The sequence below is a fragment of the Ruegeria sp. C8 genome (assembly GCF_056537565.1).
Window position 1 is genome coordinate 1 of record NZ_JBQFRV010000016.1, and the last position, 23,233, is coordinate 23,233.

The following is a 23,233-nucleotide window of genomic DNA, read 5'->3' on the forward strand; positions in this document are numbered from 1 at the left end:
ATGAACTGGTAAAGCCCATACACCCACGGAGAATGCCCGTCATCCTCAAGCCGGAGGACTATGAGCAATGGATGGATGGCAACGCGGATGATGTATTTGAACTGGTGAAGCTGTAAAATTCAGATGAAATGCGTATTGTTCGAGCTGGTGAGCGCGAGAAATCGGATCCCGCTGGAAAATAGCCGTGAAAATCGTGTCCCATAGGCAAACTGGCGTAGATGTCTGCTAAGAGCCCATACCTGTCAGTTGGATGTCTCGCTTCAAAAAAAAATTGCTGAATGAATTCAAAAAAACTACACCTGTGTGGTTTGGTTTCAACTTCCTAAGGAGAATTCTGTGGACGCGAGTAAGAGGTTTGACAAGATGATAGCTGAATTGGTTGAGCTAAAAGGGCATTGGGAAACGATAGTGTCTGCGGAACTACATTGGCAGCAACAAGGAGTCCAAGCCCACGAGGCACAGCTCTACGAAACCAGAACCAAGCTCGAAAAGGACTTACTTAAGATTTGGTCCCAGATCAGAGGCTACAAGCATGAGGCCGATATAACTGTTAAGCAAATAAGCAAGCTTAGGGTTTCTGCAGATGAGAGTGTTCTGGGGAAACAAGGAGATGTTGCTTTCATACTACCCGACGGGCAGTCGAAAGTGTTTCAAGCCAAATCATTCTCTGGAACGGATAATAGCCCTCTCAACGCCCACATTAAAAAAGCCTGTGCGCAGCTTTTTGGTTCAAACCCAAACGAGATTCCGGCGGTTGGCGCACAGCTTATAGCTGAGATTGATGTGCATTCCGGCAAAGCGTATTGGCCGTATACCGACTCGACGTACCTAAAGGGAAAATACAGAAAGCTGACAAAGCATAGTATTGAGGCAAAGGCTCGAGATAAAATAGAAGAACTCATCAATGATGGTTTAGACGAAGCTGCGGCGGCCGTCAAAAAGAGGGCAACGACGGCCGGTTATGACGGGAAAAATGCGGTGCTAGAGTTGTACAAGAGACTTGAAACATCTGTCATAGCGGTTCGAATTAAGTACAAAAAACAACTCCAGGGCGACGTCTTGGGATACGCAGAAAAAGAGGTTGGCAGGAGCACTGACGGACCTGTGAAATCTATCGCTGTTTTAGTTAAGATACAAAATGGGAGGGTAAACACTCAACAAACCAAAATAAAGTGACGAACTTTGTCACGAAGGTTCGACATCAGATCCAATCACCAATAACCGAAACAGAACGTTAGCAGCGAGAAAAAGAGCTGACTTTGAGACCTTTGTGCAGCCGTCATAGCGAGTTACTAGAATGGTGATATCGCAGCGCTCGTTTTCTATTGGCTATGAGTCCTGACCCAAAGTTAACTTTGAAATCTAGCCGCCTCCGTATCCAACAAACGGCCTATTTACAAGTGGTGAAGAACGTAACCATTCTGGCTTGATAAGCGCGTCTTCAACTAGAGACCTTAGGTGGACTTTCCAAAGCAACCGGTTATCAGATTGACTAAACTTGACTTCCCTAATTTCACCGTTTTGCGCGATTGACATTGTGCAACCTAGATCCGTAATCCAAGTATACTTGATATCGTCTGGGTGATAGACCGAAATTATGTTCACTGGCTCATATTCTTCCATGTGCCAAGCATCCAAGTCCGACAAAGCGGGTCGATTTTTCTGAAGTACGATTTGTCGTTGCGGAACTTTGTAAACTTGAAAATCCTTGATTGAGCGATCAACGGTATCCGGAACTTCAAATTCCATACTCATCCTGAATTCAGCTTGGAAAAGGTCGGTGACATCATCAATCTTTTCTGCTCTTATTTGGCAGTCACAGAATACCGTCCCAGTAAAAATTACTGTAGATTTTCCTTGATTTACAACTTTTAGAGCGGCATCTGGATGTCGCTCGGTTCCGATTGAATAAAAGCTGGCTTGCACTTTTATAGGATCATAGAGGCTTGCTACTTTCTGAAGAATTGGAGAGGAAACAGCAATCAGAGCGATCAACAAAGACAACACTGTCGTCGAAAGGCTAAAGTGCTTTCGATAGTTTTGCCATTTTTCACACTTTAGGCAGAAAATCTGCCCTTCTTCTAGCGCTGTATTGCATGCCCAGCAATTAGCGTGATTTTCAGTCTTCGACATTTGAAATTTACCAACGCACACCGCAGACCTTATAGTCTATTTTTATTTTCGCTACGCTCTCCGGCTCGATTAACACTATGGATGATAGTGTTTAATCTAACGTCGATTTGCCAGCGAAAATTTTCTATTGAATACTTTATTCGCGATTTGGGCGTCGACCTAGAAGCTAGCGACTATCCCGAGAAATGCTAAACGAAGACAAGCAGACGTTCAGAAGCCATCCGACAATGTCCGAAAAGTTCGCGTAGCCGACACTCGCTCCAGTTCGTCGTCAACAATATCCGGCCCGCTTGAGCCGCGATTTAGCCGTTGGGGTCTCTAGATGTCGATACTTGCCCCCCGAATATCGTTCGCAGTCCAAAGCGCGCCCTGCGGCGATAACAGCGGCGCTTAGATTTTCACCATCAACGAAGCAAGTACCGATATGGTGGTCTCTGTTCATCTCGCCGGTAAGTTCGCATCGGACGGTTTTGCCTTGCAGGTAGTCTATCATCCATTGCTTGCTTACCTGACCCTCAGGCATTTCCAATTCAGGCGCGTCAACCCCTTCAAAGCGCACTGGTATTCCTTTCCTGCCGTTCAGTACAATCGTATCCGCGTCTCGAACATAGATAAGGGGGTTAGTTTCTATTAGCACTAGCTTTTCAGCAGCTTAACCCGCCTATGAATGCCAAATAGAGGGAGTTCTAGACATGCCAGGACCAGAACCCGGAATCGTTTGGATAGAGGAATGGGACGGGCGGCTGCTCGCCATGTTTCAATGCTACTTTTGTAGCGGAAAAGCCCGTTAAAGAGCTTTGCCTTTGATATCCGCGTGAGTCTCAAAACACCAAATATTGATGGAAGTCGCCAGCAACAAAGGCCGAAAATGCGACCACAAAACCCGATACATAGTCTGTCAGCTTAATCTGGCGCTTCTTTGGGTGGAGGGTCCACTCTGCCCACTTCTTGTAGTCGTCGTTCAGTTCAACATACGCGCCACGCTTCATCGCTACCACCATTCTCACTGTCAAAGCTGTACTGTTATTGGTTTGGAAACATTGTCAGAACGAGCCTTAATCAAGCAGAAACGTCTTGTTCATGCAGCGTTAATATTCACCGACTTAGTGGACCAGTCGAACTTGCCGATTGACGCAACCTAAGCCGAGTAAAGTCCCAACCAAACACGACAAAAAGCCCGCCAGCGCGAACGATGTCAGCGACATGCTCTGCCTGCTTTGTCGCGGGTAGCTTCTTCAACTCATCCAGAACCACACCCTTGTCATGCTCTGTGCCTCTGATGGCGTCTCTGGCTTCCTGTGTGACGCCCTCTGCGCGGGAAACAGCGCGCTGAACTGTACGTGCGTCTACGCCCGCCACATCAGCCGTTTCCGAGGCAAATTCGCTCGGGCGACCACCCTGGGGTTTTGCGACAACTTGTCGTGAAACGGAATGCGCCTCCCAAAGTTCTTTTCTCTTGGCTAGATGCTCAGCCATCTGCGTCAGGGTTAAGGTAGCGCGAACCTCCCGCAATTGTTGATATTTTCGGTTAAAAGGTTTGCCTACTCAAATCATTCAGTTCATCAACGACGAGACTTAGCGCTTTAAGAAGTTGATACTTCAGTGTCACCTGAGCACTGAGAATCTTCTTGGTTTCTTCCAAAGCTGAAATCAGTGCATCAGCTCTAAGTTCTTCTTCCTTATATATTTTTGTGAACTTCGATTTCAGCCCTTCCACATCTTTCTGTGACTGTTTGAAGACGCTCTCGCAGTGTCCGAACAGATTGGCAAGAGAGACTTTTGACGTCTCCCGTTTGCATTTTGCCTGAGCCTTTTCGAGCTTCATGGAATCCGTGATGTACAAATGGTTTATCTTCGCCGTTCCGTTTAGTGCTTCTTTCTTTCTTGCCTTCGCTTCTTTGATGTCGGCCTCAACACTTTTTAGCAGTTCTTGTGTAGTATTGAGAGACGCATCAGCCGCAAAGTTCATGTCCAAAAAAAGCGAATGCACAGGTCGAAGGTCTTTCTTTGTGACAAGGGGCAGAAAAATTTCGTCTCCTGCTGTCACGTCCGTGTACTTCTTGCGGGTCTTCCGAATTTTGGCGTTGAATGCTGCTTTGAAAATCTTTTCGACGTCCGCGCCGGGAAATTTGTGTTTGGTAACTGCGGAGAGCATCGTCTCTCCTTTGCCGAGCTTGTATTTTTTCACGGGTAGCTTCATGGTCACAATTCTCTCTTTTTTTAATTTTTTCAATAAATTATGAAGGGGCCCGAACAATAAGGGCACCTGGATCTTGCTTTTCTTCAAAGGAAGGAGGCGCGCCCAGCCACAAGCGCGCCCCAGTCCAAAAGGGAGGAGAAAAACTCGCGTTCTCAAATACACCAACGCTAGTTCATCAATGTGTTAGTAATGGATGGATCTGTCGAGGAGTGCAGTGAAGTTGGTCACGCAAGCCATAAATTTCCGTAGCGCAGGTCCCCTCTGGCTGCTCGTTGCTAGTTGCAAGCTGATTGACCAGCATACATCCCTAGTCCAGCACCTGCTGCTGTTGCTAGCGTCTTGCCTGATCCACCACCAAACCGATTTCCAACTACCCCGCCAAGGGCCGCGCCGCCAAGGACACCCGCCGCGCAGCGTGCGTCATGCTGTGCTTGGGCCTGCGTTGGAGTTGTCGGCGCTCCGCAAGCAGCCACGAGTAGAGAGCCGCCAAGAACGCACGCCATCAATGTCTTCTTCATCTCGATTACCTCTCAAACTATCGAATTGGTTGTCTGAGTAGGTGGCTCCTTGTCGTCTGTCGTACAAGGGTTCAAAGTTGGTGTGACTACGGGTTAACCAAATCTTAACAAATAGACCTGAAGGAAACTCCTCGACCGACAAGCTGCCTGCTTCGAGTTTTAATTCTCATTTGGAAAGGCTGTCTGAGGGCTAAACCGCCAACTATTCGTTCACCAACACCACACCGACCTCGTTGGCCCTATCGCCCTCGTCGACGAATTGGATGCCTTGGGCTTCGAATGCAGCTCGAATTGCTTGCGCAGTTACCTTTCTACCGCCTATCGGACCGTCGCTTGGACACCGTGCTGGTTTAGCCACTTAAAGATCACACCCCAAACATCCTGCAACGATGGAGCGCTGCGATACTCGCGAATGCTCTCCAACTTGCATTTGAAGTCGAAAGGAATTGTTCTGGGCCATTTGTTCATGAACTATTGTTCTATTCTTGTTCTCATTCGGTTCAAAGCAAGAATTTAGAGCTTTGTCCCCCATATGTCCCCTAGCACGGCAACGCAGCACGAATTGGCTCGAGTGCATCTGGACACCGCCAGCCTCAACCTACTGTTGTAAAACTGGAAAAAGTGGTGAGCCGTGCAGGATTCGAACCGCGGACCTACTGATTACAAATCTTATCACCATATTTTCGATAGCATTATATCCAATTCGATTGGGCAGTATATTCTCTTAAATAACAGAAGTTTTAGCGTGCAGAGGTTTCTTAAAGACCCTTCCTAATTCTCCGCACTTTGCTTACCTTATGCTTACCCAATCCGTCCGAGACCAATATGCCCAACGTCAGATTAACAAAATCAAGTGTCGATCGCCTTTCAGCAACAAACCGGGACACGATCTATTGGGACGACGGTCTACCTGGTTTTGGACTTCGCGTGAAAACGACCGGCGTCAAAAGCTTCTTAGTTCAATATCGCAACAAACAAACCGGTCGGTCGAAACGCAAGACACTTGGGCGATATGGGCCGACCTTGTCTTTGGGCGCCGCCCGCGAAATAGCACGCGCGCTTCTTGCTGACGTGGTACGTGGCGCAGATCCTGTCGCAGATGCGCAAAGCATAAGGCATTCACCAACGGTGAGCTCACTTGCCGAGCAATACATGACCGAACATGCGGAACCGAAGAAACGTCCCGGTAGCGTTCGGAATGATCGGTCAATGCTGGACAGATACATTCTCCCCAAGCTTGGGGATCTTAAAGTCATTGAAGTGACGCATCAGCATGTTCAGAAGCTTCACAATCAAATGCGTGATACGCCCTACCAAGCCAATCGCACTCTGGCGCTCATGTCGAAAATGTTTGGACTGTCTGTGCGCTGGGGTCAGCGTTCTGACAATCCGGCGCGCGGCATAGAAAAGTTCCCCGAGGAAAAGCGGGACCGCTGGTTGTCAGATGGTGAGCTGCAAAGACTTTTGGTGGCTCTGTCAGAGCATCCAAATCAGGTTGCAGCGAACGCTATTCGCCTGCAGCTCCTGACAGGCGCACGGATCGGCGAAGTGCTGAAGGCAAAATGGGAAGACTTCGATTTGGACCGCGCGGTCTGGACAAAGCCGTCGCACCACACAAAGCAAAAGCGACGAGAGCACCTGCCGATTTCGTCAGCAACCTGTGATTTGCTTGCGGCAATGAAAGCAGGGGCATCTCCTGAAAGTCGTTGGTTGTTTCCGGGACGCTCTCCGGACCAACCGTACAAAGATCTGAAGAAATTTTGGAGCTCGGTCACCACATCAGCAGGCCTTCAAGACTACCGTATCCACGACAATCGGCATACGCATGCGTCGCATCTCGTTTCCAGCGGTCTGAGTTTGCCTATAGTTGGTCGATTGCTTGGACACACGAACCCGTCTACCACGCAACGCTACGCGCATCTCGCAGATGACCCGTTGCGGCAGGCAGCGGATGTGATGGGTAAGAAGATCAGCGGTGGCAGTTCCTGAAACCTGAGAATTTCCTGTGCTGAAGACACGCGAGTGGCAATTAGACTGCAGCTGTCGGCACAGTGTCGATGTTTGGGACGGAAGGGAATGGACGGAGATATAAGATGTCCAAATCTCTACTTCCCGTTGTCACAACGCGTCGTCCGCCTTGGAACAAAGGCAGACTAGTCGGACAGAAGCGGCCATTGCAGGCAAAGCAAGTCTGGGCCATTCGCGCTCGGCTCGAACTTGCAAACAAGCTGAGAGACCTAGCCTTGTTCAATCTTGCCATCGATAGCAAGTTGCGCGGGTGCGATCTCGTCCGCCTGAGGGTTAACGATCTCGCCGTCGGCAATTCTGTTCGCGATCGGGTATCCGTTGTTCAACGTAAAACTGCGAAGCCAGTGCAATTTGAAGTGACGGAGAATACACGTGAAGTCGTGTCGCAATGGGTCTCTTCTCAATATATGCATGGACAACGGTATCTGTTTCCAAGTCGTATGCATGCTTTGCCGCATCTTTCGACCCGGCAATACGCTAGGCTTGTCCGGGAATGGGTGTCAGCGATTGGTCTCGATCCGTCCAGCTACGGCACGCATTCGCTTAGGCGCACCAAAGCGGCTTTGATATACAGAAAGACCGGAAACCTACGTGCCATTCAACTTCTGCTCGGTCACAGCAAAGTGGACAGTACGGTGCGTTACCTTGGCGTCGAGCTTGAAGACGCGCTTAGTATTGCCGAACGCATCGATCTTTAACCTTTTAGGCGGGCGGGATCGTCCGCTCGCCGCTCCCAAGCAGACTTTCGGAATCTCCCGTTAATCTTCCGCTTCGAGCCCAAAGCGAACACTCGCTCAAACTTGGTTTGGGGGCCACTATTATCCCACAACCGTCTATTTGACTGATCGGTTGCCAGAATCGCAGTCTTAGGTGATCCTTTAAGAAATCGAAGGATCGCAATATGTTTAGGTTTCTTTTAATTGCATTGGGTATTTGCGTATCTACTTTCGCGTTAGCGCAAGAGTCGTCCGAGGATTTAGCGGCAAAAGACGATAACTCAGCGACCTCGTCCAGCCTGCTAACTGACGCTGAGTTGCAGACATTGGTCGCCCCGGTTGCTCTGTATCCCGACACGTTACTCATACAGATATTTGTCGCGGCCACCCAGCCATTGGAAATTGTTAAGGCTGAACGGTATTTGCTGGATAACGCCGACCGCGACACCGTTGAACTTGAGCCGGAAATCGAAGCAATGGGATGGGATCCTTCTGTCAGCGTGTTGGCGACGGCTTTTCCCGAAGTTGTTGGTCAGATGGCCACCCATATCGACTGGACCGAGACAGTCGGCACCGCCATGTTGGCTCAGTCCGATGATGTGATGGATGCGGTACAGGTCATGCGGGATCAGGCAATTGACAGCGGCGCACTTGTTTCAGGTCCCGAGCAAACTGTCGAAGTGTCTGACGACGACACAGTAGTAATAACACCGACAGAACCCGAAACGGTATACGTCCCACAATACAATCCCGAGACAGTTTATACTGGCCCGTCAACCGGGGATGTTGTGGGCGCGGCACTACTGACTTTTGGTGCTGTTGCCTTTATCGACGAAATTTTTGACGACGACGATGATTGGTATGACTACTGGGGGTGCAGAAATTGCGGTGGTTGGGGCGGTGGTCCGATTTATAGAAATCCAAACATCGACATAGACGTCGATGGCAACGTCAATATCGGCAATGATATAGATTTAGGTGACCGAACGGATATCGGATGGAACCCCGATCCTGACCGGCAACAGGAGGCCCGGAAGAAAATAGCGGACCATAAAAGACCTGAAGGTGGCCGTGGCGACTTGCCAGTTAACCGTCCTGATGGTCGCACAGATGAACTGCGTGCAAAGTTGAGCCGAGAATCTGGCGCTGCAGATATTAGCCGGGACCGCGGAGCGGCCGCAGCTGTGGTTGGTGCCGGTGCTGGGGCTGTAGCAGGCGGGGCTTTAGCGAACCGGGGCGACGCTAATCGGGACAAGGCCGCAGCAAAGCAACAGGCCATTGATCGTACCAAACGTCCAGATGCAACGAAAAAGCCAGTCGCACAACGACCGCAGACCTCTAAAAAGCCGCAGGCGAAGAAAGCCGCATCGACACAAGGCAAGCCTAGGGCATCCAAAGGGCAAGCGTTGCAGAAAAAAGCGTCCGGTAGCAGAACTCAAAGCGCGTCCAAGCGTGGACACGCCGCTAAAGGCACGCGGAGACGGTAAGATGCGTAGAATAGTATTTACAATTTTGTTGCTCGCCGGGACTTCAAGCCCGGTCCTCTCTGACGGAGCCAGATTTGATACCCCGCAAACCGCTCTGGATGCTTTTGTTGGTGCGTTGAAGGCCAATGATCAGAGCAAGCTGCTCGAAATTTTCGGTCCTGAAGCCGAGGATTTAGTCGGAACGGGTGATCCGACGGAAGATCAAGAAAGAAGGCAGGAAGTGCTTGGCATGTATGCCGAGGGGTATCGTTTCCGGCCTGAGGACGATGGCGTTGTACTTCTTCTGGGTGAAGACGGTTGGCCTTTTCCTATCCCAATTCTGCGTAAAGAGGACGGTTGGCGCTTTGACCTGGAGGCTGGGATCGAGGAACTTTCAGCCCGCGAAATTGGCTTGAATGAGTTGGAAGTGATCGAATTGCTTGAGGCCTATGTTGACCTTCAGGCAGCATTCCGGCTTGTGGACCATAACGGGGATGGCGTTATGGAATTCGCTCAGACGATCATTTCTGATCCCGAAGAGCAAAACGGACTCTTCTGGCCTGGTAAAGACAGCTTTGTCGGCGCAGCGCTCGCCCGCGCCGCAGCTTCGGGCTGGAGTGATGGTCAGGCTGACTATGAAGCCGAACCGTTTCTTGGCTACTATTACACAATCCTGCAAGAGCAGGGCCCTAACGCTCCGGGGGGCGCCTACCCCTATTTCGTCGGGGATTTCTTCGTTGCAGGACATGCCTTGCTCGCAATACCGGCAGACTACGGAGAAACAGGCATCTATTCTTTTCTAGTAGGCGAAAACGGCATAGTCTACGAGGCAGATTTTGGCCCGGAAACACTCAGTATTGCCGCTGAAATTACTGCCTATGATCCAGACACCAATTGGTCACCGGTCGAGTAATGTTTGGATTGATAGTGGCGTTTAAGCTCTGCTGCTTTGCTGAGGCCACTATTTGCACTTCGTGTAACAAGCTTTAGTTCGATGGTTACAGATTCAGCTTGGATCGCTGTTGCAACACACATTGTGACTGCGAGCAAATTGCCCATCTTACGGTTTGATCCATTCTTCGGCCTTAACACGTTTAAACTGAATGATCGGGTAGTTCGCAGAGCGGTGTTTCATCTGAAATTACCGAATGACCGCTTTGAGCCCAAAGCAGACTACCAGATATCCGATCTCAGTAGTTGGCTGAAGAACCAAACTGTCGTTGATGAACTTTGAGATGCAGATTTCAGATCGACAGCAAGTTCACCGAAAAAAAACATGAAAGTCTTCACCTGAAAATCTCTACCATTCGTTCTCGAGAGTGGTAATTGAACCAACCCAAAAGAATGACGTCTGACACTACGCTGGTATCGCAACAATCCTAGCGGCGTATCAGCTTCCCAGACACACTGATTTGACCTCTCGCAAATGCAATCCGAGCATCAGTAAGGTCGGCCAGAGGAGATAGGTTTGGATTTCGACGTTCTCTCCAAAAGTCAGCAGGAGAACAGTGAGCAACAGCCCGAGCGGTAGCCTCCCGCGTTCCGACTTTATGGCGTCCAAGGTGACGACCCAGAAATGAACGAGGAAAGGGATGAGGAACGCGGCAAATCCGGCCAGCCCTTTGACGAATAGCAACCCGTACCAGGTGTGATGGCTGCCGATCGGCATGTACTCAACGAGATGCGCTCCGGGTCTGATTGTGCCGTGCCCGAAAACCATCGCATCCGATTGCCACCGCTCATACGCGATACGCTGCAGAGTTTCGCGTACGCGGGTACTATCGGCGCGCGCGGATTTGAAGCTGTAAAGTGCTCGGTTGCCGAATTCGACAAAGACTGCGCCCCAAACGGCTACGGTGGTGGTGACTGCAGACATTAGAATCCACCCCAAGCTGCGGGCGACAAGTGGCAATAGGCGGGGTGACAGCGAGCAGACCACCAATCCGACCAAGCCCATGCGGGACTTCGACATCAGGATCATCAAAACTCCGGCGGCCAAGCCGATGAATTTCCATGTGCGGTGCTTTTCTTCGAGAGCAAACAAGACCATGCAGACGCCCAACAGGGCCGCAAATGGTGACCAGGGCGCAAAGAACTGCCAACGCGGCGTGCTGCTGGCCGGGTCGATTGTGTACAGGTAGACCGAGAAATACTCAGGCCCTGGGCCGCCAACTGCTTTCATCGGAGACGTAAAAAGCAGATGAGGCAGTCCGGCATAGGGGGCGACGACTAGCAACGGCAGAAGGCACAAGGTCCAAAGGCCCAGTACGCATTGTCCTCTGACTAGCACCTCGCGTCGGATGGGCAAGACCGACCCGGCAAGGATGAACAACGGGATCAGCGCCCAACCCTTGGCCCATCCGATGCTCGATTTGATCGTTTTGGTGGGGCCGAGATTCCAATCCGCGTGGCCTGCCCAAAGTGAGACCAGCATCACTAGCATGCCAACGCTCCAGATCCAGACCAGAGTAGGTGCTTGGCCCGTTGCACGCATATCCAAACGGATCGCCGGGCCGAGATAAAGTGACACCCCGGCTATCGCAGCCAACATCCAACCTAACACCGGACCGACAACATAGAGCGCACCGAGTCCGTAGAACGGCCAGGTCCAGATCAGCGTGTACCAGACGATCTTTTCGGCCGGGGTTTGAAGGGCCACATGCATTAAGCTGCGGCCTTTTTCTGGTCTTTGAGCAGCTTTGAGATCAGCGGATTTCGGATCCATGCCAGCACCAAACCCATCAGTAGCATAAGGCTTGCAGCGATCCCGGCGGCGATCGAGATCTTCTTGTTCGGGGAAGACGGGCGGGTCGGCAGAGACGGGTTTTCCAGCACTTGGATCAAAGGGTAGGAGGCGTAGACATCGGTTTTTTTCGACTCGGACCGGGCGATGGCAGAGGCGAACACGGCTTCTGCCACTGCGAAATCTCTCTGCCGGTCCTCCAATTCAGCAGCGATGGGGGCAAGGTCTGAGAGGCGCAGAGTTTCCAGACGAATTTGTGCGCGCAGTGTTACGACATGCTTGTCCAAACCGGCCCGCAAGGCATCTTCGCGCACCAACTCGCTGAGCAACTGCGCCCGTTGCCCTTCCGGCGCGCGATCCAGTCCACCGAGCTGCTCGGCCGTCAAGCCCGTCACCTGCGACGCGCGTTGTAACGCAACCGAACGCGCCCCTTCATAGTCGTTTTGGGCATTCACGTAGATCGGATGGCGCGATCCATAGGTCGCGTCAGCTTGCGCCAGCTTTGCAGCCCCCACCGACACGTCCTCAAGCAACGATAGGTACTGCGCATCGGCATAGAGTTTCAACGTTGCCGCGGCTGCATCAGAGGGCAGATCCAACGCGACTTGAAACGCGGCGACACGTTCCGATTGGCGTGCCAGCTCGCTCTCCTGCGTTCGCAGTTCCTGCTTTGCACGGTCATTCGCGGCGACCTGCTCTTGGTATTGCGCGACTGATATTAGGCCGCTTTGCGACTGCAGCTGTTTGATTTCGGCCCGTGTGGCCTGAATTGCACGCGTGTAGTCTTCGATCGCGCCTGTATTGCTGGCCTCACGGGTGGCAATTTCATCGGCGCGCAGGGCGTCAATTTCGGCTAAAAAAGCCGCCACTAGGGCGTCACCATATTGCTGAGCGTCAGCCGGAGAGGCCGCTTGAAGCTCGATATGGATCAGGCTGGTTTGATCGACCAGTTGAACCCGCGGCTTGCCAAACGCATCTCGGTCAGCCTCTACCGCCTTGGCTGCCGCATCGAGGATACGATCGGCCGACAACAAACGTTTATACGTCTCGGTCGGGCTGATCGACCCGTTGGCAAAGGCAGAATTCGCATATGAGGATGCCTGACCGATATTGGCCAGATTGACCGATGCGGAAGCGCCAGATCCTGGCAGGATCAATGATGCGTGAGAGGTGTATTTGACAGGCGCGGTCGCCAAATAGCCGCTGATGGGGGCCCAGATGCAACTCGCCCCAAGAAGGTATAATGCCATGTAACGGGGCAGGCGGCCTAGATCGCTAAGGCGCCCACCCTTTAAGATGCGACGCCACCCCAGCGTTCGAAAATTGGATCGGGAAATGCGCACCCAATGCAGAAATTGCATGTCGCGCGTGGAATCAGAGGAGTTTGAAATCTGTTGCGGCATGGAAAAACCCTTTCTTACAAGGGTGATACACCGCATCTAATCGCTGATCATTCGCTCAGCAGGCTAGGGGCCGAGGGGATTGGGAGCGCCCCCTATCCCTTCGGATAGCGACGCTTAGAACAACCCCGCCTCGCGCGCGGCCAGGGCGGCTTGCGTTCGATTGCTGACACCCACTTTGCGGTACAAAGTCTTCATATGCAGCTTGATCGTCGGCTCTGACAGATCCAGATCACGGGCAATTTCTTTGTTGGATTTGCCCTCAGTCAGTCCCTTCAGAACCTGCCGCTCTCGCTCTGTGAGTTTTTGAGCCATAGGGTGGGAGTCTTCTGGCTGCTCCGCGTTCATGAAACCCGCAGGAAGGTATTGCTCGCCCATCGCCATGAAGCGGATCGCATTGACCAGGGATTTGGCTGGTAGAGTCTTGGGGACGAAACCGGCCGCCCCAAGCTCCAACGCGCGTTGCGCCAGATCGCGCGAGGTGTCGCCGGTAAACAAGGCCACATGTTGGGCACCGTCCAAAGCGATGCAGGTTTCAAGTCCGGCCAACCCGTTCATGCCGGGCATGTTCAGGTCCAGAAGGACCAGATCAAAGGCTCCGTCGTTCTGGATCAGAGTTTTCGCGGCTGGGAAATCCGTCGCGGTCTCAACCTCGATCCCGCCCGCGGCATCTATGAAGGCAACGAGCGTGTCCAAAATAAGCTCATGGTCGTCAGCAATAAGAACTTTCATCTCAAATCTCCGTCTGCCCCCAACCACACCCAAATGCGTTAATAAATCATTGAACACATGGCATGAAGCCTGCCTGACGGACAGGTGAATATCCAATCGGATAGGTCAGCGGGCCGTTTCCACCACGCTATGTGCTGCGGGGTCGTTTGAATAGACCTATTCTCCGATCCCTCTCCGGATGCTCGCCTATCGGTTGCAGGATCACGTTGGCAGTCTGAAACCACAGATTGTCATCGTTGATCGGAGAGTTCCATGCAGTTCCTGTCAGTCCAAGATATGTACAAAGGCGCGCAGCCGACACCCACACCAACTCTGGAAGAGATCGAGATTTTGGGTTTGCCAGTTGTGAATGCCCAATCCGGGCAGGTGATCTCAAAACTGCTGGATGGAACCCGCCGGACGGTCTTTTTCCTAAATGCACATTGCGCAAACATACGAGCCCGTAACCATACCTATCGAGCAGCATTGGCCCGGGCAGATATGATCCTACCTGACGGGATTGGGGTAGATGTCGCGGCAAAGTTGCAAGGCGTCCAGTTGGCCGAGAACCTGAACGGTACGGACTTTGTGCCCAAACTGCTGAAACGCGCGGCGCGTCTTGGGCAGTCGGTCTACCTGTTGGGGGGACGTCCCGGAACAGCTCAGGCAGCGGCGGCCCGGTTGCAGCATATGATCCCCGATTTGGCCGTGTCTGGTACGCGCGATGGTTATGAAGGTGCCGCGCGGGTTGATGAGGCGATCGACGATATTAACCAGTCCGGCGCCGACATCCTGTTGGTCGCGATGGGTGTTCCGCTGCAGGAATTGTGGATTACGCAGAACCGCCACCGGCTAGACCCTCGCATCGCGCTGGGCGTGGGTGCTTTGTTTGATTTCCTGGCTGGCAACGTGCGCCGGGCACCGCGCATCGTTCGGCGCGCCCGGATGGAATGGGCATGGCGGTTGGCGATGGAGCCCCGTCGCATGGCCCGCCGATATCTACTGGGCAATTTCGAATTCCTCGGGCGTGCCGTCCACAATTCTGTTCCCAAGGTCTCAGCATGTCGCCTGCTGGACCTCACTTTGGCGGTGGTCGCGCTGTCTCTTCTGGCCCTGCCCATGGCCGCAATCGCCGCATTGGTGCGATTGGACAGTCGCGGCCCCGCCTTTTTTCGGCAGACACGTATCGGTCGAAACGGGGTGCCTTTCACGATTTACAAGTTCCGCTCGATGACGCAGGACGCCGAGGCGCGGCGTGCAGACCTTCTCACCCATTCTGATCGTGAGGGCGTATGCTTCAAAGCCAAAAATGACCCGCGTATCACCCGTGTTGGGAAAGTTCTGCGCCGGTGCTCGCTGGACGAACTGCCGCAAATCTTCAACGTGCTGAAAGGGGATATGTCTCTGGTTGGCCCGCGCCCGGCCTTGCCCGAAGAGGTTGCAGCCTATCCTGAACAAGCACTGGAGCGCCTTCAGGTGCGTCCCGGTATCACTGGCCTCTGGCAGGTTTCGGGCCGCGCGGGCATCGGCTTTGACCGCATGATCGAACTGGATACGGCCTATGTCCGCGCCCGCTCGCCCCTTCTGAACCTATTTCTCATCGCATTGACCGCACGTGCCGTCGTGTCGGGTAGAGGCGCTTACTGATCAATCCTAGGAGCATTGAAATGACCCGTATTCGCAAAGCTGTTTTCCCGGTCGCAGGTCTGGGCACAAGGTTTCTGCCGGCCACCAAATCGGTGACCAAGGAAATGCTGCCGTTGATCGACCGCCCCTTGATCCAATATGCAGTGGACGAGGCCCGCGCCGCCGGGATTGTTGAATTCATCTTTATCACGTCAACTGGCCAATCCGCGCTGGAGACGTATTTTGGGCGGAACCCGGGGCTGGAGCGCAAACTGAAGGATGGCGGCAAAACCACCCTGCTGAACCGTTTGCGCCGCACGAATCTTGAGGATGAGGCATACAGTTTTATCCAACAAGACAGCCCACGCGGACTGGGCCACGCAGTCTCTCTGGCACGTGACATTGTCGGTGATGAACCCTTCGCGGTGATCCTGCCGGATGATGTGATCCACGCGCAGCGCCCGGTCCTGGCGCAAATGGTCCAGAACTTTGAAGGCAGACACATGATCGCGACCGAAGAGGTTCCATCCGACCGGATCAGCGCCTATGGCGTGGTCGATATCGCGCATAGGGCTGGGCAGGTGCAGCATCTGAAAGGGTTGGTCGAAAAGCCCTCGTCCGATCAGGCTCCGTCAGAGTTTGGCATTGTCGGGCGGTATCTACTGCACCCGTCGATTTTCGATCAGCTGGAAGGATTAGTACCCGGCGCGGGCAAGGAGATCCAACTGACCGATGCGATTGCGGCGGATATCGAAAGGACCGGATGCCACGGGTTCGCGTTTGAGGGAGAGCGCTTCGATTGTGGGTCGGTCGCCGGTTATCTTGAAGCAACCACCGTCTTTGCGTTGCAACGTGTGGAGTTGCGGGAGGGGTTCAAATCCATGTTGCATCAGCGCATGAACCTGCTGTCTGCAGCCGCATGAGACCTGCGCACCTATCCGTTCGGATAGGCGCGTATCCCCATGCCCATCTGTCGCTGTGGACCACTTTCTGGTTTCTTAAGGCCAAAGAAATGGAGACTAAGATGCGTCTGGTTTTTGCGATCCTCACAGCGGTGTTCACTTTTTGCCTGACGTCTGCGAAAGCCGAAGATTTGGCGACCCCGGCAGGAGAGGTCGTGCTGACCATTTCTGGCAATATCGCACAGACCGGGCCCGACGGGGCGGCGCAGTTCGATATGGAAATGTTGAAGGCGATGCCGCAGCGAAGTTTTGAAACATCGACGATCTGGACTGAAGGCGAGACCAGCTTTGTTGGCGTGCCCCTGTCTGTCTTGCTGGAACGGATCGGAGCAGAGGGCGAGACGATCCGGGCGACGGCGATCAACGACTACGCGGTTGAGATCCCTGTGGAGTCGATCTCGGCAAAGGACCCGATTGTCGCCTATGAGATGGACGGTGCAGCGATGTCCCGGCGACAGAAGGGTCCGCTTTGGATCGTATATCCCTATGACAGTGATACCAAGTACCAGACAGAGGTGATTTACTCTCGCAGTATTTGGCAACTCGACAGGTTGGAAATCGTTAAATAGCGTGGGGTTACAATTCGGTATGAAGTGGGCGATACGGGCCAGACATTGACAAGAAATTTCCAAAACCACTCGCGGCGCCGGTGGGCTTTCGGGCTCATCGGCATCGCCGTTCTGGGTGCCCTTGCTTTGGTTTTGTTGCTGTCCGCCAAGGTGATATCCGACCTGCGCGACCGGCAGTCAGCTCGGACAGATAACGTGCAATGGACGCTAACGCAGGTCGAGGTCGAGTTCCTGTTCTACCTCAACGCGCTTGAGGCGGGTGTATCGGATGCAGGGCCAAGTCTTGAAAACCTGGACCTTGTCCGCCGCCGTTTCGATCTTTTGTATAGTCGTATCGACATTCTTGACACCTCGCGTTTGTTTGAAACGCTGCGAAGTGACCCGAAATTCGCTGAACCTCTGAACGACGTCTCCGCCTATCTGAAGGCCTCGGTGCCTACAATCGACGCTGAGAACCCAGGCCTGATTGCTGGGCTGTCAAATCTCTATGACGGTGCGCAGGGGATCGCTCCGCGGGTGCGCGAACTTTCGGTCTCGGCGATCTCGTACTTTGCAAGCCAGTCGGATCAGCGCCGTGAGGAAACCGCGCTCAGCCTGTTTCAACTGGCCGTTTTGTCCGGTGGGTTATTTCTGACGCTGACTGCGGTCAGCGCATACCTCTTGGTGGTCAACCGCAAAGCTGATCGGCGGGGGCAGGCGATTCAGCAGGCAAACCAACGCATGAATACGATCCTTTCGACCTCATTGGATGCCGTGATCGTGGTGAACGCCGCCGGCACAGTGCTGGAGTTCAACGCGGCTGCACAAGCAATTTTCGGGTATTCCGAGGCAGAGGCCAAAGGGCATTCGATCGGTGAATTGATTGTACCTTCGCATCTACGCGAGGCCCACAACCAAGGCATGGAGCGGATGCAGAGCGGAGGAGACCGCCACGTCGTCGGCAAAGGTCGCGTCCAGCTTGAGGCGATGCGCAAGAATGGTGAGGTCTTTCCCGTCGAACTTGCGTTGCAATCCGCCCAGGCCGGAGACGAGGAAATCGTAATCGGTTTCGTCCGCGATATCTCACAAAGCGTTGCGGATCAGAAAGAGCTTGTCTCGGCCCGCGACCGTGCCCTTGCCGGGGAAAAGGCCAAGTCGGATTTTCTGACTGTAATGAGCCATGAGATCAGAACCCCGTTAAACGGGCTGCTGGGCAACCTCACCCTTCTCAAGAATACACGCACGACTAAACAGCAGTCTCAGTTTGTCCGCAACATGGAGATATCGGGCCAGGTTCTGCAAAATCATGTGGATGCGGTGCTGGATATTGCTCGGTTCGAGGCCGGCAAGCTGTCAGTCGCGCACGAGCCAACCGACCTGAACGCGATGCTGCAGGACCTGGTGGATGGTCAAAGCGGCAATGCGGCCTCGCGCGGCAACTCAATCTCGTGGCAATGGGTAGGAGGTGCCTATCCGCATGTCGCGACTGATGCGCAAAGGTTGCGGCAAATTCTGTTGAACCTTGTCGGTAATGCAATCAAATTTACCGAAAATGGCCGTGTGTCGATCGAGGTCGAAAGATGTGAACCGGCAGATCAGAGTAAGGCACATGTCTACGAAGTGCGTGTGATCGACACCGGGGTTGGCATCGCCGATGATGAGATCGACGCCATTTTTGATGACTTCTACACCAGCGATCCCTCTATCGGTCGCACGGTCGGAGGAACTGGGCTTGGCCTGGGAATTGCCCGTAGGTTCGCGCAGGCCATGGGGGGTGAGGTGGGGGCGGAAAGCACATTGGGCGAAGGAAGCGTTTTTTGGCTGCGGATACCGTTACAGCCGTCAGCGCGCGACCAACTGCTAGAAGCTGCTCAGATCAATACCGAGACCGCTCTCCCGCTGAGCTTGTTGGTGGTCGAAGACAACGAGATCAACCTCGAGGTCATCTGCAACATGCTGGCGCTGGACGGTCATAGTGTAACGACAGCGGAAAACGGGCAGGTCGGCGTCGAAAAGGCCAGCAGTCAGCGGTTCGACGCGATCCTGATGGATATCAGCATGCCGGTGATGGATGGACCAACCGCTGCACGCCACATCCGCAATGGCCAGGGGCAGTCGACAGATGTGCCGATTATCGCAGTGTCGGCCAATGTCCTGCCAGACGCGGTCGAAACCTTTCGTGCCGCTGGCATGACAGCTTTCATTGGCAAACCAATCTCGCTTGATGCTCTGCGCAAGGCGCTTTCGGTGGTCACCCGAACCGACGGCCAGATTTCAGGGCATGCGCAGCCTGATCCGTTGGCTGAGTTAAGAGACAGCCTCGGGCCCGAAGTCTTTGGCCGTCTGTATGCCAAGTTCATTGTCGAAGGGGATGAGTTCGTTGAACAGCTCGAAACCGGTGCCATTGACCAGTCAGATTTGACCCAAATCGCTCAGGCTTGTCACAAACTGGCTGGCAGCGCGGCAACCTTCGGCGCGGAAGAATTTCGCGAGGCGTTAATTGCGGTAGAGACTGCGGTCAAAGAACACAAAGACATTACTGACAAACTCGCCGCAGTTTCTACCGCTTGGGAGCGGGCGAAAGCATCGCCCGCTCGGGATTGAATTAGGGGGCTAGCAGTGCCGCTGCGCCGACGATGCCAACCGCGCGGGCGACCTCGGTTAGGCCGGTTGCCTTGCTGTCGTAGCAGGCGATCGCATCACCCGGCAAAACATAGGGGTCATAGTCATCCCGATCCCCGCGTCGCAGCAGCTTTTCGATGTTGCGTTCAATGACGATCGAGTTCCCGGTCATCGGGTTGCGGGTGAACAGGACCGCGCTGCGATTGGCGTTGGTTGTCTTGGCTCCGCCGACGCAATTGGTATCGACGACGGCCTGCAGGTAGCGCGTGCCATAGGGTACCTCACGCACGTCGCGTCCAATAGCCGACTCTGCGTTGCCAGTTGCAGGTTGTGTGAGGTTGGACATGTAAAGCGTCACGCCGGGCGGGCTGATCGGGCTGGGGCGCATAAGATCATCCTGGAAACACCCTCGGCTGTTGACCACGATCTGATCCCCGGTCAGCAGCATGATGTCGGTCGGGTCTGAGCCTTCGAACACGCCGCGTAGGTCCAGCCGGTAGATCGTGCCTTGCCGGTGCAGTTCGACCGCTGACAGATCCGCATCAGGGCGCACACCTCCGGCAGCGCGAATGGCGACCGAGAGGTTGCGCGCCTCGGTCGAGGCGCCCAGCACACCCTGGCGTCCTCGATCCAGTGAGTCGCCTGGGGTGCCTCCGATCTCGACCGAGTGGGGCTCAAACACTGCGCCTTTCACGCCGACAGTAACCGAGGCGAAATCGCTGATGCGCGCCGTGACACGCGGGGTACTGTCATAGAACTGTGCCGCCACTAGAACGCGGGCGACATCCCGCTCTACCTGCTCGGTCGTACGACCCTGCGCACGCACCGGCGGTAGGTAGGGCAGCTTCAGATCGCCATCGCGGGACACAACATAGGTGTCGCTGAGAAGCTCATCCCCGTCGATGGTGATCTGCACCATGTCATTGCGCGAAAGCTTCTCGCCCAACAATGGGCTAAGCGCGGGCTGTGACCATTTGGCAAAAGCACTTGCGCCCTGATCCCCGGTCTGAGGCATACAGGCGCGTCCATTCATATGTTCTGCTTGCAGCAAAGGTGCATTTGCCCGGCGCCGCGAGGGGGCACGGTACTGCGCCTGATAGCTGTCGCCTTTTGCGACGGGTTCGATGTTGCGCGGGGTCTTCATGCTGCTGCAACCCGACAGAGCAATCGCGCTGACGGCTCCTAATACCAAAACTTTGAAATGTCGTGTCATTTTGAACTCTCCTGAACTGCATCTACAGCTACGGCAGTGTCTTGATATGCGTCAGACCGGCATCGGGATTGCCGTTTATCCCATTCGGATAGGGCCCTCGCCGGATGGTTCGTCTGGCTGTCCGCCCGCGTCTGGGACAGGGAAGTCGCGGCCAATTAGAACTGATCCCAACACTGTTTTTGGACATTTGGCGACATGACTCAGCAATTGGCACATTCCGGTTTTTTGCGGCACCTGCTGGCCTATGCGGCGTCCGAAGTGGCTGCAAAGGCGTCGCGCCTTGTGGTCGTTGTTGTCGTGGCCCGCAGCCTCAGCCCCGAGGCAATCGGTCTGGCTGCTGCTGCCCTTGCGGCAGGGGATATCCTCAAGGCGCTGACCGAGAACGGCGTAGGGCAGAGGATCATCCAAGCCCCTCAGGCTGAGTTGGAACAGCGCTGCAACACTGCGCATCGCATCTTCTGGGTCTGGTGCGGGGCGCTGTTTTCGCTGCAGCTGGCTATCGCTGCGTTCCTCTACGCGATAGGGCACGAGACGCTGGCGCTGCTGCTCGCCATTCTGGCGGGAGAGTACCTGTTCATGCCCGCCGGTCTAGTACAGGCCTCGCTTGCGATGCGTGAGGGCAAGCTGCAGCAGACCGCCGCCATTGCCGGAGGGCAGGTGGTTGGTGCGAATGTCATGGCGGCGCTACTGGCGCTGCTCTGGGCCTCGCCGCTGGCTTTGGTGCTGCCCCGCTTGCTGGCTGCTCCGATCTGGCTGGTCCTAATGCGCCGCCTCCGCCCTTGGGCGTCGGACACCAAACAAGGAATTGCTGCCCTTCGCCCCTTTGTTGGGTTCGGCTGGGCCGTTCTGGGGGTCGAGATCGTCAAAGTTCTGCGTCTGCAGGCCGACAAGCTTGTCGTCGGCGCTATGCTGGGGGCCGAGAGCCTTGGCATCTACTTCATGGCTTTCAACGCTGGGCTCGGCTTGGCGACATCGTTCACGCAGGCCTTTTCAGTTGTTCTTTTCCCACATCTTTGCGCAGCCCCGGACAAAACCAAGGCGCTGCGTCACGGGCTCGGCATGTCCCTCCTGGTGCTGGGCCCGCTGGTTTTGCTGCAAGCCGCCCTTGCGCCGGTCTATGTGCCGCTGCTGCTGGGGGCCGAGTGGCAACAGATTTCACCGGTAGTCTCGGTCCTGTGTCTTGCAGCTTTGCCCAGCGTCATCTGGTCTGCTGTGGCCGGTTGGCTGCGGTCCGAAAGCCGCGCGATCACCGAGTTACGGGTCAGCGCCGTCCTGGCTTTCGCATTGATCCTCAACACCGCGATCATGGCGCCGTTCGGGCTAATGCCGGTGGCGATCGGATACCTGCTGACCAGTGCGGCCCTCATGTTGACCGCCTCTTGGGTGCTGCTGCCTCGGGATCACAAAACAACAGAAAGGCTCGGCTTCCAATGACCCGCTTTACCATCATCGTGCCGTTTCACTCCGATGCGGATACAATTGCCGACACGCTGACCAGCATTCGCGCGCAAAGCTTCACGAAATGGGAGGCGATCTGCGTCGGCGACCGTCCCTCAGGCGCGTGCCTGTCCATCGTGCTGGACCACATCGCGCAAGACCCCCGTATCCGGGTCGCAAGCAGCCCTTTTGATGGCCCAAGTGCCACCCGCAACTATGGGGCCGAGCTGGCCAAAGGGGACATACTGGCGTTCTGTGATGCAGACGATCTGTGGCACAAGAACAAGTTGACGAAGCTAAACGAAGCCTTCCAACCGTGCTCGACGGATGCGGTTTTTGGGCAGATCCGGTTCTTTGCCGACCAGCCCGGAGATTCTCCGACATGCTCGACCGTTCCAAGTGCAACACTGACCATTCAGGACCTGTTGGCCGAGAACCCGGTCTGCACCATGTCCAACCTTTCAATCCGCCGTGAGGTCTTCAACGCGGTCGGCGGGTTGGACACGAGAACGGTGCATAACGAAGACTTGGAGTTGTTGATCCGCCTCGCAGGTGAAGGTTTCACCATCAAAGGGGTCAATCAGTTCCAGGTTTGGTATCGCACTAGCGCCCGGGGCTTGTCCTCGGACTTGAACGCGATGCGCGCTGGACGGGCCTACGCGGTGAAAACAGCCGCATCATATGGCGTGTTCCCGTCGCGGTCGTCCGAGGCCGTCTATCTGCGCTATCTCGCCCGCCGGGCGTTGCGGTTGGGGCATCAGGGTCAGGCGCTGTTTTACACACGCAAAGGCTTGAGCCTGCATACGCGCAGTTTTCTGCTGCCCCTGCGCCGAGGACTGCCCACCGCAGCAGGGGCCGCACTGGCCCCTATCCTGCCGCAAGCGATCAAGCGTGCGTTGTTTTCATGAGC

General features: G+C 54.5%; 20 protein-coding genes. 11 read left to right on the top strand and 9 right to left on the bottom strand.

Going from position 1 to position 23,233, the window contains the following annotated elements; translation table 11 throughout:
- Positions 1-336: 336 nt before the first annotated feature.
- Complete coding sequence (locus ACR0KL_RS18210) at positions 337-1,176, top strand: hypothetical protein (protein WP_480777353.1); 840 nt, start codon at positions 337-339, stop codon at positions 1,174-1,176.
- Between the two features lie 186 nt (positions 1,177-1,362).
- Here ACR0KL_RS18210 and ACR0KL_RS18215 read toward each other — a convergent pair whose 3' ends face one another.
- The 5 genes from ACR0KL_RS18215 to ACR0KL_RS18235 all read right to left on the bottom strand — a co-directional run bounded on the left by ACR0KL_RS18215 (position 1,363) and on the right by ACR0KL_RS18235 (position 4,851).
- Positions 1,363-2,133 (bottom strand): hypothetical protein, encoded by a 771-nt coding sequence (locus ACR0KL_RS18215; protein ID WP_480777354.1) that lies wholly within the window; start codon positions 2,131-2,133, stop codon positions 1,363-1,365.
- Positions 2,134-2,404: 271 nt separating this feature from the next.
- Entirely contained in the window at positions 2,405-2,770 is a 366-nt protein-coding gene (locus ACR0KL_RS18220; RefSeq protein WP_480777355.1) for a thermonuclease family protein, read from the bottom strand.
- Positions 2,771-2,954: 184 nt separating this feature from the next.
- A complete protein-coding gene (locus tag ACR0KL_RS18225; protein WP_170555283.1) occupies positions 2,955-3,134 on the bottom strand; it encodes a hypothetical protein in 180 nt (59 codons plus the stop codon).
- A 527-nt stretch (positions 3,135-3,661) separates the two neighbouring features.
- A complete protein-coding gene (locus tag ACR0KL_RS18230; RefSeq protein WP_480724509.1) occupies positions 3,662-4,339 on the bottom strand; it encodes a hypothetical protein in 678 nt (225 codons plus the stop codon).
- A gap of 269 nt (positions 4,340-4,608) precedes the next feature.
- The gene (locus ACR0KL_RS18235) at positions 4,609-4,851 is read right to left on the bottom strand and encodes a glycine zipper 2TM domain-containing protein (RefSeq protein ID WP_170555277.1); all 243 of its coding nucleotides are present in this window, start codon (positions 4,849-4,851) and stop codon (positions 4,609-4,611) included.
- Between the two features lie 825 nt (positions 4,852-5,676).
- Here ACR0KL_RS18235 and ACR0KL_RS18240 point away from each other — a divergent pair.
- From ACR0KL_RS18240 to ACR0KL_RS18255, 4 genes are all read left to right on the top strand, one after another.
- On the top strand, positions 5,677-6,840 hold the full coding sequence (locus ACR0KL_RS18240; RefSeq protein WP_170678358.1) for a site-specific integrase: 1,164 nt from the start codon (positions 5,677-5,679) through the stop codon (positions 6,838-6,840).
- Positions 6,841-6,944: 104 nt separating this feature from the next.
- Positions 6,945-7,577 (top strand): tyrosine-type recombinase/integrase, encoded by a 633-nt coding sequence (locus tag ACR0KL_RS18245; RefSeq protein ID WP_170678361.1) that lies wholly within the window; start codon positions 6,945-6,947, stop codon positions 7,575-7,577.
- 203 nt (positions 7,578-7,780) lie between these two features.
- On the top strand, positions 7,781-9,082 hold the full coding sequence (locus ACR0KL_RS18250) for a DUF3300 domain-containing protein (RefSeq protein WP_170678375.1): 1,302 nt from the start codon (positions 7,781-7,783) through the stop codon (positions 9,080-9,082).
- A 1-nt stretch (position 9,083) separates the two neighbouring features.
- A complete protein-coding gene (locus ACR0KL_RS18255; protein WP_170678377.1) occupies positions 9,084-9,974 on the top strand; it encodes a DUF2950 family protein in 891 nt (296 codons plus the stop codon).
- A gap of 477 nt (positions 9,975-10,451) precedes the next feature.
- Here ACR0KL_RS18255 and ACR0KL_RS18260 read toward each other — a convergent pair whose 3' ends face one another.
- The 3 genes from ACR0KL_RS18260 to ACR0KL_RS18270 form a co-directional block, all read right to left on the bottom strand.
- Positions 10,452-11,726: an O-antigen ligase domain-containing protein gene (locus ACR0KL_RS18260; RefSeq protein WP_480777356.1), complete on the bottom strand. Its 1,275-nt coding sequence runs from the start codon at positions 11,724-11,726 to the stop codon at positions 10,452-10,454.
- A complete protein-coding gene (locus tag ACR0KL_RS18265) occupies positions 11,726-13,054 on the bottom strand; it encodes a GumC domain-containing protein (protein WP_480554886.1) in 1,329 nt (442 codons plus the stop codon). Before ACR0KL_RS18265 ends, ACR0KL_RS18260 begins: the two co-directional genes overlap by 1 nt.
- A 267-nt stretch (positions 13,055-13,321) precedes the next feature.
- Positions 13,322-13,936, bottom strand: coding sequence for a response regulator transcription factor (locus tag ACR0KL_RS18270; protein ID WP_170678384.1), 615 nt, complete (start codon positions 13,934-13,936; stop codon positions 13,322-13,324).
- Positions 13,937-14,188: 252 nt separating this feature from the next.
- Between ACR0KL_RS18270 and ACR0KL_RS18275 the strand changes: the two genes are divergently transcribed.
- The 4 genes from ACR0KL_RS18275 to ACR0KL_RS18290 all read left to right on the top strand — a co-directional run bounded on the left by ACR0KL_RS18275 (position 14,189) and on the right by ACR0KL_RS18290 (position 19,655).
- Positions 14,189-15,562: a WecB/TagA/CpsF family glycosyltransferase gene (locus ACR0KL_RS18275; RefSeq protein ID WP_480777357.1), complete on the top strand. Its 1,374-nt coding sequence runs from the start codon at positions 14,189-14,191 to the stop codon at positions 15,560-15,562.
- A gap of 20 nt (positions 15,563-15,582) precedes the next feature.
- Positions 15,583-16,464 (top strand): UTP--glucose-1-phosphate uridylyltransferase, encoded by an 882-nt coding sequence (locus tag ACR0KL_RS18280; RefSeq protein WP_170678386.1) that lies wholly within the window; start codon positions 15,583-15,585, stop codon positions 16,462-16,464.
- Between the two features lie 101 nt (positions 16,465-16,565).
- Entirely contained in the window at positions 16,566-17,072 is a 507-nt protein-coding gene (locus ACR0KL_RS18285; RefSeq protein WP_170678388.1) for a molybdopterin-dependent oxidoreductase, read from the top strand.
- 45 nt (positions 17,073-17,117) lie between these two features.
- On the top strand, positions 17,118-19,655 hold the full coding sequence (locus ACR0KL_RS18290) for an ATP-binding protein (protein ID WP_170678390.1): 2,538 nt from the start codon (positions 17,118-17,120) through the stop codon (positions 19,653-19,655).
- A gap of 1 nt (position 19,656) precedes the next feature.
- Here ACR0KL_RS18290 and ACR0KL_RS18295 read toward each other — a convergent pair whose 3' ends face one another.
- Positions 19,657-20,886: a polysaccharide biosynthesis/export family protein gene (locus ACR0KL_RS18295; RefSeq protein ID WP_480777358.1), complete on the bottom strand. Its 1,230-nt coding sequence runs from the start codon at positions 20,884-20,886 to the stop codon at positions 19,657-19,659.
- A gap of 195 nt (positions 20,887-21,081) precedes the next feature.
- On the opposite strand from ACR0KL_RS18295, the gene ACR0KL_RS18300 reads away from it, so the two are divergent.
- Both ACR0KL_RS18300 and ACR0KL_RS18305 read left to right on the top strand, forming a co-directional pair.
- Positions 21,082-22,320: an oligosaccharide flippase family protein gene (locus ACR0KL_RS18300; protein WP_480777359.1), complete on the top strand. Its 1,239-nt coding sequence runs from the start codon at positions 21,082-21,084 to the stop codon at positions 22,318-22,320.
- Positions 22,317-23,231 (top strand): glycosyltransferase family 2 protein, encoded by a 915-nt coding sequence (locus ACR0KL_RS18305; RefSeq protein WP_480777360.1) that lies wholly within the window; start codon positions 22,317-22,319, stop codon positions 23,229-23,231. The genes ACR0KL_RS18300 and ACR0KL_RS18305 overlap by 4 nt, the downstream gene beginning before the upstream one ends.
- The last annotated feature ends 2 nt before the right edge of the window (positions 23,232-23,233 follow it).